11 protein-coding genes and 1 pseudogene are annotated in these 15,681 nt (G+C 68.6%); 9 read left to right on the top strand and 3 right to left on the bottom strand.

All coding sequences use genetic code 11. The features are described from left to right. Positions 1-294 precede the first annotated feature (294 nt). Both H9L09_RS06010 and H9L09_RS06005 read left to right on the top strand, forming a co-directional pair. Positions 295-1,107 carry a CPBP family intramembrane glutamic endopeptidase gene (locus H9L09_RS06010; RefSeq protein ID WP_187579781.1) on the top strand — a complete coding sequence of 271 codons (813 nt, stop codon included), beginning with the start codon at positions 295-297 and terminating at the stop codon, positions 1,105-1,107. A gap of 439 nt (positions 1,108-1,546) precedes the next feature. Beyond that, entirely contained in the window at positions 1,547-2,536 is a 990-nt protein-coding gene (locus H9L09_RS06005) for a ribosomal eL19 family protein (protein WP_187579780.1), read from the top strand. Positions 2,537-2,858: 322 nt separating this feature from the next. Here the strand turns inward: H9L09_RS06005 and H9L09_RS06000 are convergent, their stop codons facing one another. Continuing rightward, on the bottom strand, positions 2,859-3,611 hold the full coding sequence (locus H9L09_RS06000) for an SDR family NAD(P)-dependent oxidoreductase (protein WP_187579779.1): 753 nt from the start codon (positions 3,609-3,611) through the stop codon (positions 2,859-2,861). Between the two features lie 112 nt (positions 3,612-3,723). Continuing rightward, entirely contained in the window at positions 3,724-4,899 is a 1,176-nt protein-coding gene (locus H9L09_RS05995) for an acyl-CoA dehydrogenase family protein (RefSeq protein ID WP_187579778.1), read from the bottom strand. 352 nt (positions 4,900-5,251) lie between these two features. Here H9L09_RS05995 and H9L09_RS05990 point away from each other — a divergent pair, with 352 nt between their 5' ends. Then, positions 5,252-9,061 (top strand): discoidin domain-containing protein, encoded by a 3,810-nt coding sequence (locus H9L09_RS05990; protein ID WP_187579777.1) that lies wholly within the window; start codon positions 5,252-5,254, stop codon positions 9,059-9,061. Between the two features lie 6 nt (positions 9,062-9,067). Here H9L09_RS05990 and H9L09_RS05985 read toward each other — a convergent pair whose 3' ends face one another. After that, positions 9,068-10,132, bottom strand: coding sequence for a LacI family DNA-binding transcriptional regulator (locus H9L09_RS05985; protein WP_223164225.1), 1,065 nt, complete (start codon positions 10,130-10,132; stop codon positions 9,068-9,070). Positions 10,133-10,547: 415 nt separating this feature from the next. Here H9L09_RS05985 and H9L09_RS05980 point away from each other — a divergent pair, with 415 nt between their 5' ends. From H9L09_RS05980 to H9L09_RS05965, 6 genes and pseudogenes are all read left to right on the top strand, one after another. After that, positions 10,548-11,420, top strand: coding sequence for a sugar ABC transporter substrate-binding protein (locus H9L09_RS05980; protein WP_223164224.1), 873 nt, complete (start codon positions 10,548-10,550; stop codon positions 11,418-11,420). Between the two features lie 8 nt (positions 11,421-11,428). Further along, positions 11,429-11,872: pseudogene (locus H9L09_RS22755) on the top strand (ATP-binding cassette domain-containing protein); the annotation flags it as partial. Between the two features lie 323 nt (positions 11,873-12,195). Further along, on the top strand, positions 12,196-12,945 hold the full coding sequence (locus H9L09_RS21920; RefSeq protein ID WP_246456317.1) for an ATP-binding cassette domain-containing protein: 750 nt from the start codon (positions 12,196-12,198) through the stop codon (positions 12,943-12,945). Next, positions 12,938-13,822: an ABC transporter permease gene (locus H9L09_RS05970; RefSeq protein WP_223164222.1), complete on the top strand. Its 885-nt coding sequence runs from the start codon at positions 12,938-12,940 to the stop codon at positions 13,820-13,822. The genes H9L09_RS21920 and H9L09_RS05970 overlap by 8 nt, the downstream gene beginning before the upstream one ends. A gap of 8 nt (positions 13,823-13,830) precedes the next feature. Further along, entirely contained in the window at positions 13,831-13,956 is a 126-nt protein-coding gene (locus tag H9L09_RS22405; RefSeq protein WP_281390832.1) for a hypothetical protein, read from the top strand. Then, positions 13,956-15,674, top strand: a complete 1,719-nt coding sequence (locus tag H9L09_RS05965) for a CocE/NonD family hydrolase (protein WP_187579775.1) — start codon at positions 13,956-13,958, stop codon at positions 15,672-15,674. Before H9L09_RS22405 ends, H9L09_RS05965 begins: the two co-directional genes overlap by 1 nt. Positions 15,675-15,681 lie beyond the last annotated feature (7 nt).

Genomic DNA, 15,681 nt, shown 5'->3' with positions numbered 1-15,681 from the left:
CCTGTCCCGGCTCGTCACGTTCGGGCGCGACGACGTACCGCTCGCTGCGATCTGCGCCGAACGACTGCGGTCCCCGGCAAGTTCTTGCTGGGTGCCCTCTTGCCGGCCGGCCTCCAGGCAGGCGCGTCTACCGGATCTGGCCGGAGACACCGCGTTCGCGCCGACCGGCCGGCCCGGCTTCTCACCCCACCGGGGTGATGCCGGGTCGTCAACGCCCCGGCGATGATCCCCTTCACGCACTCGCCGCCGTCGATGAGCGCTGGTGCTCAGCTCTCGAAGGGAACGAAGCTCCTGATGGCAGTTCACGAGGTGGCGAGCAGGTCGTCCCGGTACCGCGTCAAGCCCGCGCCGCTGGTGGGTGTCGCGATGATCGTCGCCTACGTCGTGGTGGTCTTCGGCCTCCAGCTGAGCTCCGGGATCCCGTACGTGGACTGGGTCAGCACACCGGCCCACGGCCTGCGCACCGCCGTCCTTCCCCTCGCCCTGGGGTCGGTGCTGCTCATCGGCTTCCTGGCGATGGCGCGCTGGGACATGATCTGGAGCGACCCGGGCCGGCTGCCGATGACGACGGTCATGAAGGTCGCGGTCTACTTCTTCGTCGCATGCCTCCTCGTCCGTGCCGTGGGGATCGACTGGGGCGCGGTGGATGCCGACCTGCTGCTCGTGGTGCTCGCCTCAGGCGCTCTGGTCGGGTTCGCCGAGGAGACGCTCTTTCGTGGGATCTTCTTGCGCTCGATGCGGACCCAGGGTCGCACCGAGGCCGCAGCCGCGCTGTGGACCGCGATCGCGTTCGGGCTCTTCCACCTGCCGAACCTCGTCGTCGGCGCCGGGCCGACCCAGATCGTCCAGATCTTCCTCGCGGCCATCTCCGGCGCCACCCTGTACACGTTCCGGCGCTACCGGGGCCTCATCTTGACCGCCATGATCGCCCACGGCCTGTGGGACGCGTCGTTGTTCCTGGGAGACAGCGACGGCCGCGACTGGCTGGGCCCCGCCAACCTCCTGCTTCTCGCCGGTGGCCTCGTCCTGGGCATCCTCGTGCTCGTCTCGATCTGGCGCACCGACAAGACGACCGTTGTCACCCCCGCGGGCATCGAGCAGAAGTAGCTGACGCCGGGCCAACCGCGCAACGAGCCCACCGTCGACGCTCATGGCCGCATTCCGCGTGGGGCGTGCATGACCTGCCGCGCACGGTGACGACCGGCTCCGCCACGGCACCAGGGATACAGCCAGTTGGGTAAAGACCTGGTCCGTAGCCGTGACTTGTCGAGGACTGCGTCGTTTGGCTGGGTGGGGCGGGTGATGCGTCCTGTGGGGAACTTTCGACGCATTTGTTGATCCGGCCGGGAAGTGGCTGGGGGGAGAGCAGGTCGTACATGGTCAAGTCAGGGGTTCTTGCGCGCCCGATCGCGCTGGTGGCAGCACTGGTGCTGGTGATTCTGAGCCTGGGCCTCGTCGGTCCGGCGAGCGCCGCAGGCAACGGGAAGAGCAACGGGAATGGCACCGCGGGGGCCGCGACGCCGCGACGACGCAGAAGGACTCGAACATGAGGTCCGACAAGTCCTCGTCGACGGCGCCGAAGCGGGGGTCCGCGAAGGCTGCGCCCGCCCAGCAGTCCGACCGGGGTGGATCGTCGACCGCGGTGGGGCACTCGACCCGGGGCACCGCCGGTACGTCGGGCGACGTCGCGCACCACCAGCCGCTCAGCACCGCCGACCAGAACACCGGCGGCGCCAACGGGCAGTGCACCGGAGGGGAGTACTGCTCGACCCGCGACGGATCGGCGTCCCGCAACGGCAACGGCGGCGGCAAGGCCACCGGCAAGCCATGCGCCGGTTGTGTCGGCAAGGCGGACAACAAGAACCCGAAGGGGCAGCTGCCCGACGCCGGGACCGACGGCAACCGGGGCTACGAGTGCGACGACAACAACGGCATCGGCAAGACCAACCCGGCGCACACCGGTTGTGTCTCCAGCCCGGCCGACGAGTGCGACGCCGCTGTCGAGGACTGCGACGGGTCGGTGCCGCCGTGCGACGCGGCGGTGGAGGACTGTGACGGGTCGGTCCCGCCGTGCGATGCGGCGGTGGAGGACTGTGACGGGTCGGTGCCGCCGTGTGATGCGGCGGTGGAGGACTGTGACGGGTCGGTCCCGCCGTGCGACGCGGCGGTGGAGGACTGTGACGGGTCGGTGCCACCGTGTGACGCGGCGGTGGAGGACTGTGACGGGTCGGTGCCGCCGTGCGATGCGGCGGTGGAGGACTGCGACGGCCCCGAGATCGCCGGGGAGGACGACCAGATGAACCCCGGTGACAACCGACCGTCCGTGGTGCTCGGCACCGAGGCGTTCGCGGCCGCGCCGCAGTCCGGGGTCGCGCCGGCCGCCGGAGCGCCGCAGTCGGAGGTCCAGCCTGCCGCCGGCGTGCTTCCGAACACCGGCGCCGGCAGCCTGATGGGGATGCTCGCCGGGGCGGGGATCGCGCTGCTGCTGACCGGTGTGCTCACGCTGGTCCTGCAGCGGAAGCTGAACCGCGTCTGACGCGCCGCACCGAGCGCGGACGAGGGTGGGAAGCCGGTCGGCTTCCCACCCTCGTGCTGTGCCTCGGGACGGATCTCGTGTCGCGCGCGGATCTCGCGGCTGTGTGCGATTTCGGCGGCGCGGGGGTGGCTGTGCGGGGCCGGACTCGCGGCTGTGCGCGATTTCGGCGGCGCGAGGGTGGCTGTGCGGGGTTGAACTCGCGGCTGTGTGCGATTTCGGCGGCGCGGGGGTGGCTGTGCGGGGGCGGACGCGCGGCTGTGCTCGATTTCGGCGGCGCGGGATCAGGCGGCGCCGGCGCGGGCGCGACGCCGTCCGGGCTCGGTCAGCGCGGCGCCATCCGCAGCGCGCCGTCCATCCGGATGACCTCGCCGTTGAGGTAGTCGTGGTCGATGATCGCGAGCGCCAGCTGGGCGTACTCCTCCGGACGCGCGAGCCGCTGCGGGAACGGCACGCCGGCGGCCAGGCTGGCGCGGAACTCCTCGGACACGGTGGCGAGCATCGGCGTCTCCACGATCCCGGGCGCGATGGTCAGCACCCGGATGCCGTACTGGGCCAGGTCCCGGGCCGCCGGCAGCGTGAGCCCGACGATCCCGCCTTTGGAGGAGGAGTACGCCGCCTGGCCGACCTGTCCGTCGTACGCCGCGATCGACGCGGTGTTGATGACCACGCCACGGGCGCCGTCCGCGAGCGGCTCGGTGGCCGCGATCTTCTCGGCGGCCAGCGTGAGCACGTTGAACGTGCCGATCAGGTTGATCCGGACGACGGTGGCGTAGAGCTCGAGGTCGTGCACGCCCTTCTTCCCCAGGATCCGGGCCGACGGCCCGATGCCGGCGCAGTTGACCACCGTGCGCAGGGGTACGCCGGCGTCGGCGGCCTGGTCGACCGCGGCCTGCACCTGCGCAGGCTCCGTGACGTCGGCGGCGACGTAGGTCACGCCGTCCACGGCCGGAGCCTGGTCGATGTTGAGGTCGAGCGCGAACACCTGCGCCCCCTGCTTGGCCAGCGCCTGCGCGGTGGCGGCGCCGAGTCCGGACGCCCCTCCGGTGACGATCGCGGCGGTGTCGGCGAGCTGCATCGGTTCTCCTGGTCAGGTCTGGAATCGGGAAGGTCGGGTCGGGTGGATCAGGTCGGGTGGCGCGGCTGGAGCAGGAGCGTGGCGGGACCGAGAGCGGTCCGGGCGCGACAGGTCAGGGCGCGACGGTGACGGTGCCGCCGCGGACGCCGGTCTTCGCGAGCGCGCGGCTGATCACCATCCGCTGGATCTGGTTCGTGCCCTCGAAGATCTGCATCACCTTGGCCTCGCGCATGTAGCGCTCGACCGGGAAGTCCCGCGTGTAGCCGTAGCCGCCGAGCACCTGCACCGCGTCGGTGGTCACCTTCATTGCGTTGTCGGTGCAGACGAGCTTCGCCACGGAGGCCTGCACGGTGTACGGCAGGCCCTGGTCCTTCCGGCGGGCGGCCGAGAGGTACGTCGTCCGGGCGGACTCGACCGCGGCCGCCATGTCGGCCAGCACGAACGCGAGCCCCTGGTGGTCGATGATCTTCTTGCCGAAGGTCTCCCGCTCCATCGCGTAGGCGACCGCGGTGTCGAGCGCTCCCTGCGCAAGCCCGGTGGCGACCGCGGCGATGCCGAGCCGGCCCGCGTCGAGGCCGGCCAGCGCGATCTTGAGCCCCTCGCCCTCAGCACCGAGGCGCCGCTCGACCGGCACGCGCACGTCCTCGAAGCGCATCGTCGCGGTCGCGGAGCCGGTCAGGCCCATCTTGCGCTCCGGCGGGTCCGCGCTGAGCCCGGCGGTCCCGGCCGGGACGAGGAAGCAGGAGATGCCGTTGCGGTCGTCGCTGGTGCGGGCCATCACCTTGTAGAAGTCGGCGTGGCCGCCGTGCGTGGTCCAGGCCTTGGCGCCGTTGATCACGTAGTCGTCGCCGTCGCGGACCGCGCGGGTGGTCATCGCGGCCGGGTCCGAGCCGGCGTGCGGCTCGGAGAGGCAGTAGGCGCCGAGGGTCTCGCCGCCCAGCATGTCGGGCAGGAACCGCTGCTTCTGCTCCTCGGTGCCGCGGGTGAACAGGCCGAAGCAGCTGAGCGCGTGGACGCTCACGCCGACCCCGACGCTGCTCCAGACGGCCGCGAGCTCCTCGAGGACCTGGAGGTAGACCTCGTACGGCTGGCCACCGCCGCCGTACTCCTCGGGGTAGGGCAGGCCGAGCAGCCCGGACCGGCCCAGCAGCGCGAAGACGTCGCGCGGGAAGGTCTCGGTAGCCTCGGCCTCGACGACGCGGGGAGCGAGCTCCTTGGTGGCGAGGTCGCGGACCAGACCGATCAGGTCGGCCGCCTCCTCGGTGGGCATCACGCGGTCGGCAGGCATGGCCAGCACTCTAGTTGGACGTCCGAGTATCTCCGAAGCGGCCGCTCGCGCGGCCGGCCACCGGGGTGTGAGGTCGCAAGACGCCCTCGGTCCGAGTGACCTGCGTCTCATCAAGCGGTCACCACCTCTTGACGCTCCGGAACCAGTGGTGGGAGATTCTCGAATCTGAAACGATTCAATATCGAGGATCGGGGTCACCATGGGCTTACCGCATGCGCGTCAGAGTCGAAGAATTCGCATAGATCGAACTTCTCTGAGAGGGGTTCTCGCCCTGTCGCTCGCGGCTCTCGCGCTCGGCCCGGCATCAGCCGGGGCCGCGGAAACGCCGGCCCCGGCCGACGACAGTGAAACGATGTTGCAGGTCATCGAGCGCTTCGTCGACCGCGCGGAGGACTTCTGGCAGGAGTCGGCGGGGACCTTCGATGCGAACGGTGCCGGAGTGACCCAGCCGCGTGGCAAGGGCAACATCGCGATCGCATACGCGACGTTGCTGACAGCTCGCCCGGACCAGCAGTTCTTCGGCGAGGAACGACACCCGCGCAGTGAGCTGCTCGACCACGTCGACCGGACGATCTTCGACGCAGCGATGACGAACAAGAGCCAGGGCGGAAACTGGGGAGGCGGGACTTGGCAGGCCGCGCTGGAGACCTCCGGTTGGGGCACCGCCGCCTACATGCTGCGTGACCAACTGTCTGACCGGACGCTCGACGTCGCCGGGAAGGTGATCCGCTATGAGGCAGACATCCTGATCAACAAGAAGGCTGCCACAGCTACGCCGGGCAATACCGGCGGTGAGGACAATGGCTGGAACACCCCGTTGCCGGAGCTCGCCGCAGGCTGGTGGCCCACGAATCCTCACGCCCCGGCCTGGCGCAGGACCGCACAGCGGCTTGCCGTGAACGCCTCGACGGTGCCCTCAGACGTCAGCAACACCGAGGACGTCGTGGACGGCAGGACGGTCGCCGACTGGACCGAGTCGTCCAACCTGCTGCCTGACCTGACGCTGGAGAACCACGGGTTCTTCAACCCGCTGTACCAGCAAGTGATCGGCTACGACATGGGTGAGGCCATCCTGACCAGCAGGTTGACCGGTCAGCCCGTCCCGGAGGCGTTCGAGTTCCGGGTCGAGAAGATCTACGACAAGATCCTCGCTCCTCTCATCACGCCCGACGGCGACCTGCTGATGACTCATGGCCAGGACTGGGTGGCCAAGGACTACCAGCACCTGGGCTACCTCGCCTTGATGGGCACCTGGTTCCAGCGCCCCGACGCCACCGAGTACGCCAGTCGTGCGTTGGCTGCGGTGAAGGCCCGTCAAGATGCTCGGTCCGACGGCGCGATCATCGGTCAAGCCGACGTTGGCTACGAATCGGTCTTGATCAAGCGGATGTCTTACGCCTACCTGATGCGACAGAACCTCGGGCCCGCGGCGGTGACAGACGCGGCTGGCATGTCGAAGATCGAGGGCTCGCGTGAGGGTGTCCACACCTACGAGGCCAGCAAGTTCGCATTGGATCGTCAGGACGGCACTCTTCGCAGCATCAACTGGACCAGCGCCCGCCCCATGGGCCTCCTGATCCCCGACGGGACCCTGCACCCCGCCGATCCTGTGCTCGTCAACTACGCGATCGGGAGCCTGATCGGCGCTCCGGCATCGTCGGTGACCGCAGCGTCGTGCGAATGCGACGAGGACAAGTACGCCGTCGCCCAGATCGTAGGAGGCCGGGGTTTTGCTGTTGGGTCGCTGCCCAACGGGCTGATGCCGGTCCTGGAAGCCGGTAAGGGACGGACGTTCCCCGTGACGCTCGAACGGATTGCCGGGCTGACCGGTGACCGGCCGATCAGCGGCCCCGACGGCCCGCTTCCCGCAGGGGTGTCCGACGTACCGTGGTTCAACATCGACAGCCGGCTTGGCATGGTGGTCAGCGGTGGAGCCGGTATCGACGTCCAGAGGGGGATTCGCTCGGGTGAGAACTTCTTGGACAGCATCAGTGGTTCGGTCGCAGGAGGTGACGGCCGTCGTGCGGCGGTGTTGGCCCCTGACCTGACCGACGCGGACATGGCAGCGTTGGCGGCCTCGACCAGCCGGCCGGCGACACCGAACGGCTGGCAAGCCGTGCAGGCGACGGCACCGGACGGCAGCGTCGGGGTGCTGGCCGCTCGCTTCGCCGGCCCGGTCGAGACCGACCTCGAGCTGGCCGGCGGACCGGTGATCCCCTCTGGTGTCGTCGTTGACGGTTCGGTGTCCACCTGGCACCTCTCGGCGAGCGCCGTGGAAGCCCGTGCGCAGGTGGCCCCGGCGAAGGCCAGCTCGACTGCGCCCGTGATCGCTTCGGCGCCCCGCGCCGACGTGGTGAAGCTGAGCAACGAGGGCGACCAGGTCGCCGAGGTGACGGTGACGTTCGCCGGCGGCCAGGTCGCACAGGGCAGCATCGCCCCGGGGGAGCGGGCGGTAGCCGTCGTCTCCGGGACGCAAGCGTTCTTCGGTAGCCCCGCACTGGTCGACCTGGTCGACGCGCTGGGCGTCGACCCCAAGGTCGACAACCATGTGTGGCAAGCCATCACGGCGCTCGCCGCAGGGGATGAAAGCGAGTCACTCGACCAGATCATGGTGGCGCTGCGTGATGCAACGTCTCCGACAACCGCACCCCTGAGCCGGGCGGCTGCGGGCCTGGTCGGCATCTCGCTCCACGTCCCCGAGGACGTCTCGCTGGTGCGGGGTGAGACCCCGACCATGGTGCCGGTCCGGCTGACGCGTCAGCTCGGTGAGCGGACGGCGGCGCCCGCGAAGCTGACCGTGACCAGCGACCTCGCGGCCGGTCCGGTCACGGCCACCACCGACACGTTCAAGGCGGGGGACGAGCTCGTCGCCTCGGTCGAACTGCACGCAGACCCCACGTCCGAGGACGGAACTGTTGTCGCCCGGGCGTCGGTCAAGATCGGTCCGGGGACGTTGACACTCAGCGACTCCACCAGGGTGAGCGTCCTCGATCCTCTGGTCGTGGCCGTTTCGCCGCGCCAGGTCTCCTTGGGTGGGTCGATCGAGCGGTCGGTCCGGGCGACGGTGCAGAACAGACTGTCCCGCCCTGTTGTCGCCGACGTGACGTTCGACATCCCTGAGGGGGTGGATGCCACCAGCAAGGGAGCCGTCGTCTCGGTGCCCGCTCACGGTGAAACCGAGTTGTCGACCGACCTGGTTCGGGCCGGAGTGACCGACGGCCTGCACAGGATGGAGGTCAGGGTGACCGCGACGGAGGAGACCCTGCCCGACGGGGTGGCGACGGTCGACTTCTTCGCGTCTCCTCAGATGGCACTGAATCGGTTCGGCACCGGGTTCCCGCGGATGACTGCCTCCAGCACCCAGACGGAGGACTACCTGCCGGCCAACGCCAACGACGGTGACGGGTCGACGTTCTGGGTGAGCAACGGTTGGGTTGCCGGTGACGGTCCTACGGCGGCGGACCCCGAGCTCCTGACCCTGGAGCTTGGTGCAACTGTCCAAGTCGGATCGGTCACGGTCCAGCCTCGCCTCGGCTTCGGACCCAAGACCATGGACATCGAAGGGCGGGTTGAAGGTGAGTGGGTGACTCTTGCCCGCGACGTGTCGCAGGCCAATGCCACGGAGGAGCACGCGGTTCCGCTCAGCCAGGTGGATGCTCTCAGGCTGCGCATCACCTCGGCCTACGACCGCATCTCGCCGAGCCGGTCGGTGCAGGTGGCCGAAGTCAGCATCAGCGACCAGGTGCCGCCGACCAACGTGGCCGTGGGGGCCGTCGCCACTGCTTCATCGAGCCAGGCTCTCTATCCGGCCACAAACGCGGTGGACGGGATCGCAGCTACCTTCTGGGTCAGCGGGGCGCCTGCCACGCCTACGTCCCCCCAATGGGTGATCGTCGACCTGGGTCGCACCGTGGAGCTCTCCCAGCTACGGATGGTGCCACGAATCAACTCGACCAACGACTACGGCCCGTCCGAGTTCGCGTGGCAGGTGGATGACGGCGCAGGTGGTTGGACAACGCTGGGGAACCGCAGCCGTCCCCGGTTGGCCACGAGCGACTCCCTCGATGTCAGTGCGACGGCCCGGTACGTGCGGCTGAGCGTGACCGCTGGATGGGACCCCCGAGGGGTGCAGGTCGCCGAGCTGGAGGTTCTCGGTAGGTAGATCGGCTCAGCCCGAGTGGCGGGTGGAGGCGCGGACGACGAGTTCCGGGGTGAAGAGCACTTGGCGGTGCTCGTGCCCCGGGCTCGCCTCGTCCAGCAGCATTTCCGCTGCGGTTCTGCCGAGTTGACGCCGAGGCTGACGAACCGACGTCAGGGGCACAGCCGCGGCGGAGGCGAACTCGATGTCGTCGTAGCCCACAATCGCCAAGTCTTCGGGAACGCGCATCCCGAGGGTGACGCACTGCTGGAGCAGCCCGAAGGCCAGCAGGTCGTTGGCGCAGAAGGCGGCAGTCGGTCGGGCTGCAGCGGGCAGGCCGGCGATGCGTTCACCGGCACCGCGTCCTTCGGCGGCGGTCATGGCGAAGGTGGGCACCACCGTGAGGTTCGACTCCCCGAGGCCGGCGCGGACGAGGGCGTTCTTCGCTCCGAGCCGCCGGTCCAGGACCTGCCCTACCGTGTCCGGTCCACCGACGAAGGCGATCTGGCGATGCCCCAGTTCGATGAGGTGCTCGATCGCCAGCTCACCACCGAGGACGTCATCGACAGCGACTGAGCAGTGCGTCTCGTTGTGCCGGGTCCGGTCGACGATCACGATGTGGGTTCCGCGGGCCGACACTTCGTCGAGGATCGCGGCGTCCGGGTCAACGGGGGTGATCAAGATGCCCTGCACCCGCTGTTGCTGCAGACGGTCCAGGTAGGTGCGCTCGCGCTCAGACCGGTTGTCACTGTTGCAGATGAACAACGACAGATCGGCCTCGTCCGCAGCCTCCTCGATTCCCTGTGCCACGTCGGTGAAGAACGGGTTGGTCGCGTCGAGCATCACGTAACCGAGAGTTCGGCTGCTCCCGGCTCGCAGCTGCCGGGCCGACTCGTTGCGCATGAAGCCGAGCTCGCTCATGGCTGCCTCTACCCGAGCCCGGGTCCGGCTGCTCACTCGTTCCGGCCGGTTGAGCACGTTGGACACCGTGCCGAGCGAGACACCTGCGTGCGCCGCTACTTCCTTGACGCCGGCGGTCCGGGGCGCGCCAACCACGCGGTGGGGCGGCGGCTCGTCGCTGACACGTTGCGGCACGTGAACTGCTCCTTTGAAACGTGACTACTCAGCCACCACCATACGACGATGCGGCGGGTCGCGGACCAGCACTGCCGGGAAAGACGCGTGGGGCGTGGCGCAGATATTTTGTCGCGGAAGCGGCCTCGATGCTTGACGAGGATGTGACGCTGGCCATATCGTTCGCTCACCTACTGAAACGTTTCATCGAGGAGTGGTCATGACCATCGTCAAACTGAAGCGCGCGGGCTCATTGCTCACCGCATGCGCGCTCGTAGCTGTCCTCGGGGGATGTGGTAGCTCCGAGGCCTCTGACGCGGGAGCGGCAGCGGGCGGCCAAGCTGGCCAGGGTGGCCAAGGTGCTGAGGCCAAGCCGCCCACGCCGCCGACCGGGGTCGTCCCGTTCGAGGACGCGAAGGCAGGCAGCGGGGAGGGTTTGAAGATCGGCATCACCGAGCTCGACCTCTCGGTCGGTTTCGTGCAGGCGGTCCAGAAGAGCGTCGAGGAGCAGATCGCGAACTCGGGCGCTGAGCTGATCACTTGCGACTCGAAGGGCGACGCGGCCCGGGCTCTGGACTGCGCCAAGCAGTTCAAGGTCCAGGGAGCAGACGGTCTCATCACCTTCCAGGCCGACACGAACGCTGCGCCGCGGATCTGTGCGGCCGGCCCCGACGTGCCCGTGATGGCGGTCGACATCACGCAGGATCCGTGCCAGACCGCCTTCGTGGGCGCTGCCAACGAGTACGCCGGCGAGCTGATCGGCTACAACGTCGGCAAGTACTTCTTCGAGAAGGAGAACTGTGACTACGACGCTTTCGTGTCGTTGGAGTCCGAGGCAGTAGGCGAGGTCAACGAGCTCCGGATGGGCGGGATCCGCAAGGGCTTCGAGAGCGTCTGTGGCAAGGTCCACGACCTTCGCCAGGTCGACACCGGGGCCGGCGGCCAGACCGACGTGGCGCAGAAGCAGATGACCGACACGCTCACAGCACTCCCCGGGGCCAAGAAGGTGATCGTCGTCGGCATCAACGAAGACGTCATCATCGGCGCGCTGGCGGCGGCCCGCACCCAGGGTCGCGAGGATGACCTGTACCTCGGGGTGCAGAACCTCAACCCCGACAACTGCGTCATCTACGACGCTCCGCACTGGTTGGGCAGCGTCGCCTACTTCCCCGAGCACTACGGGGAGCTGCTGGTTCCCTACCTGATCAAGGCGATCAAGGGTGAGCAGATCCCGAGCGAGTTGCTAGTCCCGCACGAGTTCGTCACAGCCGACACGGTCACCGACTTCTACCCCGACTACAGCTGCTGAGGCGTCCGATGCCGTTCCTCAGTGTCCGCGACGTGCGGAAGTCCTTCGGTCCTGTGGAAGTCCTGCATGGCGTCGATCTCGACGTCCAGGCAGGGGAGGTCCTCGCTCTCCTCGGGGAGAACGGCGCCGGCAAATCCACGCTGGTGCGAATCCTCGCCGGCGACCAGAACCCGGACTCCGGACAGCTTCGCATCGACGGGCACGAGGAGCGGTTCGGAAGTATCGCCGCGTCGCGGGCTTGGGGCATCCGGCTGATCTCACAGGAGATCAGCGACGCTCCCGACCTGAGCGTGGCCGAGAACATCTCGTTGGGGAACTGGCCCAGCCGAGGCGGCCTGGTCAGCCGGCGGGCCATGCGTCGACGGGCCGAGGAGCTGCTTGCCGAGCTCGGCGCCGACATCCCACTTGACCAGCCGGTGGGTGGACTGCGTCTGGGGGAGCGTCAGATCATCGAGATCGCCCGGGCTTTGGCCGGGGACAACCGATGCATCATCTTCGACGAGCCCACCGCAGCCCTCTCAGACACCGAGGCGCAACGGTTGTTCCGCCTCATCGAACGTCTCCGCGAACGGTCCGTCGCGGTGGTCTACATCACTCACCGACTGGACGAGGTCTTCCAGATCGCCGGACGCATCTGCGTCCTTCGTGACGGCGTCGTCTCCATGAACGCCGCGACGGCAGAGGTGGACACCACCAGCGTCGTCGAGGCCATGGTGGGCGGAGCATCGTGGGCAAGCGATATGGGCGGTCCGGCCAGGGGGGTCTCGACGACCGGATGGGTGTCGAGCTGCGAGCCGCGAGCTCGGCATACCTGCACAACGTCAGCTTCGCGGTCCGTCCGGGGCAGGTCGTCGGCCTCTACGGCAAAATCGGGTCAGGCGTTCCGGAGGTCGCGGAGGTCATCTTCGGGGTCGGGCGTCTCAGTTCCGGGGAACTGTTGGTCGACGGCACGCCGGTGCGGCTCAAGGACCCGTCGGACGCGATCGGCCGCGGTATCGGCTTCCTGCCTCCCGACCGCAAGAGCCAGGCAATCCTGACCGGACGGTCATTGGCCGAGAACGTGTCCGCGCCGAGCTGGAGACGGCTCGGCAAGGCCGGCGTCGGCGTCACCCGCGGACTGGAGGCGGCGGCATACCGACGTTGGCACGACGTCCTGAGCGTGCGGTCGAGAAACGACCCCCGTCAGCCGATCGGGACGCTCTCGGGCGGCAACCAGCAGAAGGTGCTTCTCGGGCGATGGCTCGAGTGCGGCTCTCGCGTCCTGGTGCTCGCCGAGCCGACCAGAGGCGTCGATGTGGGAGCCCGCCAGGAGATCTACCAGTCCGTCCGCGAACTGGCTGACCGGGGCAGCGCCGTCCTCGTGGCGACCTCGGACTACGAGGACGTCGTGGCGATGGCAGACGAAGCCCTGGTCATGGTCAGAGGAGAGGTCGTCGCCCGGCACACGGGTGACGCGATCACGGTCGATGCGCTCACCCGCTCCGCGGGCGGCGCGTCGCTGTCAGGAGGAACCAGTCATGTCTGACCCCCAGCTGAAGACCCTCGGCCCGACCGGAGCCGAGATGGCGGCGCCGAACTCGCCACCGACAGCCGAGACCCGCGGTGGCAGACGGCTCTCCGTCCCCAACAGCGCGGCCCTGCTGGCGTTCCTGCTCCTGGAAGTCATCTTCTTCGCGCTGCGGTCGCCCTACTTCTTCAACTGGAGCAACTGGACCAACATCCTGACCGCAATGTCAGTGGTGGGCGTGCTGTCATGCGGCATGACCCTGCTGCTGGTGGCTGGCCAGTTCGACCTGTCGGTCGGCAGCGGGATCGCGTTCGTGGGGGTCGTCCTCGCGACTCTGGCACCGGACGTCGGCGTCACGACCGCACTGGTCATCGCGGTTCTGGCCGGGATCGGCATCGGTGCTGTGAACGGCTTCTTCGTCACGGTCGTGGGGGTCAACGCGCTCATCACGACGCTCGGGGCGATGGCAATCTTCCGGGGTCTGACGCTGGCGATCGGCGGCGGCCAGAACATCGCGATCGACGGTTTCTCCTGGGGGATCAAGCGACCCGCCTTCGACATCCCCGTCACCGTCCTGGTCTTCGTCGCCGTGACGGTGCTCTTCGCCGTGGTTCTCACCTTCACTGTGTACGGACGCTCGATGTACGCGATCGGATCGAACCTCTTGGCCTCGCGGCTCGTCGGGCTCAAGGTCAGGCGCAACCTGTTCGCAGCCTTCGTCGTCTCGGGACTCTGCATGGGACTGGCGGGCCTCATGAACGCGTCCTTGGTCGGCTCCACCTCGGGAACCACCGGTACGGGGCTGGAGCTCGCAGCGATCACCGCCGTGATCCTCGGCGGCACCAGCCTCCAGGGGGGACCGGCGGGGTCTTCGGAACGGTCCTGGGGCTGCTGATCGTCGGGGTGCTGAGCAACGGCCTGACTCTGCTCAACGTGGACTCCTCCTGGCAGCAGGTGGCGACCGGCGCCCTGCTGATCCTGGCGGTGTCCTTCGACCGGCTTCGCCAGACCTTCGTCAGGGAGGCGTGATGGCGGCCACGGAGCTCACGCTGCGCCGAAACGCCGAGATGCGGCTGCCGTCGGGGGAGATCCTGCGGGCCGACATCTGGATCCCGGCCGGCGAAGGGCCTTTCCCGACGCTGCTCCAGCGGCTGCCCTATGACAAGTCGTCCTCATTCATGACCCAGAGCGCCGTCGGCATGGAGATCGTGAGGGCGCTCGACCTCGGCTTCGCGGTCGTCGTTCAGGACACCAGGGGACGGTTCACCTCAGAAGGCGACTTCGAACCGTTCGCGCACGAGGCGGCAGACGGCGCCGCGGCGGTCAGCTGGGTGCGGGACCAGGACTTCAGCAACGGGCAGGTGTGTACCTACGGGGCGTCCTACATCGGTGCCACCCAGATGTTGCTGGCGCAGGAGCGCCCGGCCGGCCTGGTGGCCATGGCTCCCCAGGTGACGACCGGCGACTACTACGAGAACTGGACGTACCGGTCTGGCGCACTCCAGCTCGGCTTCATCCTCCTGTGGATCATGGAGTCCCTCGCCCCATCAGACGTGGTCCGACGCGAGCTCGACGGGACCGACCGCGGGGTGCAGCTGCTCGCCCAGCTGCTGTCCGATCCGGCCAAGGCGATGGAGATCCTCCCCGTGCGCAGCGGGCACCTGAAGCAACTGGCGCCGTACGCCGACGACTGGCTGGCGCACCCGACCCGTGACGATTACTGGGAGGAGATGAACCCGTCCCGCCGATACGGGGACATGGAGGTGCCCGCCCTGCACATCGCCGGCTGGAACGACCTGTTCCTCGAGGGATCCCTGAACAATTACGTCGGGATGCGCACCGGCAGTGCGACCAGTGACGCGCGGGACGGTCAGTACCTGATCGTCGGTCCCTGGTCGCACGGCAACATGAGCGACTGGCAGGGCGACGCCTGGCTCGGCTATGCCGCTCACTCGGCGGTCCTGGACCTGACCGGTCGCCAGCTGGAGTTCTTCTCGGCCGCGGTGGCGGGACGCAGGCCCGAGATGCCGCGAGTCACGTACTTCACCACCGGCACCAACGACTGGCACGAGGCCGAGGACTGGCCGCTGCCGGGCGTCGTCGAGACACCGCTCTACCTCGGCTCCGGCGACGCCGGGCCGTCGACACTCACCTACGACCCGCCCGTCGGTGAGGCGGCGCCGCGTGCCTTCGTGTCGGACCCGCTCGACCCTGTCCCGACGATCGGTGGCGCGACCTTCCTCCCCGGCCTGCTGGTGGCACGCAACTCCGGCCACAAGGACCAGACATCGGTTGAGAATCGCGATGACGTGCTCATCTACACCAGCGAGCTGCTCACCGAACCCTGCACGGTCACCGGTCCGGTCGTGCTCGAGCTGTGGGCGTCGTCGTCGGCAGTCGACTGCGACTGGACCGGGCGGCTGACGGACGTGGACGCCGACGGTGTCAGCGTCGGCATCATCGATGGCATCCTGCGTTCCCGCTACCGGGCGGGCGCCCGGCCTGCCCCGCTCACGCCAGGAGCTCCTGAGCTCTTCACGATCACCCTGGGGAGCATCAGCCACACCTTCGGGGCAGGTCACCGGATCCGGCTCCAGGTTGCCAGCTCCAACTTTCCCCGCTTCGATCGCAACCCGCAATCGATGGTCGACCCAGCCACGGCGACCATCGCCGACTTCGTCACGGCCGAGCAGCGTGTCTTCCACGACGCAGCACGGCCCAGCCGACTCCTCCTCCCGATCGTCTAGGAGCACC

The sequence above is a fragment of the Nocardioides mesophilus genome (assembly GCF_014395785.1).
Taxonomy (GTDB): Bacteria; Actinomycetota; Actinomycetes; order Propionibacteriales; family Nocardioidaceae; genus Nocardioides_B; species Nocardioides_B mesophilus.
The sequence above is the reverse complement of the archived record's forward strand: the minus strand, read 5'-3'. Positions and strand labels throughout refer to the sequence as shown.